Annotated in this window: 1 protein-coding gene; it reads left to right on the top strand. The window is 64.0% G+C overall.

Going from position 1 to position 842, the window contains the following annotated elements:
• Positions 1–783, top strand: a 783-nt coding sequence (locus tag IVB12_RS32840; protein WP_247305836.1) for a lactonase family protein, incomplete at its 5' end; no start/stop codon positions are given.
• Between the last annotated feature and the right edge of the window lie 59 nt (positions 784–842).

Raw genomic sequence — 842 nt, 5'->3', positions numbered from 1 at the left:
GTCCACCTGGTCGCCGATCCGACCGACCATTTTTTGATCGTGGCGAACTACGCCACGGCATCGCTCGCGGTGCTTCCAATTCGTCAGGACGGCGGTCTGGACCCGCTGGTGCAGTTGCTGCAGTTGCCCGGCAACGGAGGGCCGCACAAAGTCGAGCAGACGGGCCCTCATCCTCATCACATCGTCTATGACCCCTCCGGCCGCTTTCTCGTCGTGCCTGACAAAGGCGTCGATCGCGTGTTCGTGCTCGAATTCGATCCCGCGAGGCCGCTTCTGAAGCTGACGGAGCCGGGCTTCACGGTGACCCGGCCCGGTGCCGGCCCGAGGCATGCCTCGCACCACCCCAATTTGCCGTTTGTCTACGTGAACTACGAGCTGGATTCCTCGCTCAGCGTCAATCGCTTCGACCGTGCGACCGGCGCGATAACTCCGATCCAGATCGTCCCGTCGACGCCGGACTCGTTCGTGGGCGCCAACACGTCCGCTGAAGTGGAGGTCGATCCGACGGGCCGCTTCGTCTACGTGTCCAACCGCGGCAGCGATCTGATCGGGGCCTTCTCGATCGACGCCGCGTCGGGCCGCGTGACCCCCGCCGGATGGGCGTCGAGCGCCGGTCGCGGGCCACGCTTCATGACCATCGATCCTAGCGGAACGCTGCTCCACGCGGCAAACGAGCTCACCGACACGATCGTGACCTTCAGAATCGATCCCGAGACCGGGGCTCTCTCGCCTGCGGGTCGTGTGATCGAAACGGGCAGTCCGACCTGCATTGCGTTCGCTTGACGACGCGGCGTGAATTCAGCGCATTGAAGAAGGGAGCCACAGATGAAGATAGGCTTTGC

Origin of the sequence: Bradyrhizobium sp. 179, assembly GCF_023073535.1 — a bacterium.
Lineage (GTDB): Bacteria > Pseudomonadota > Alphaproteobacteria > Rhizobiales > Xanthobacteraceae > Bradyrhizobium.
Note: the sequence above shows the minus strand (reverse complement) of the source record. Positions and strands in the feature narration are given on the sequence as shown.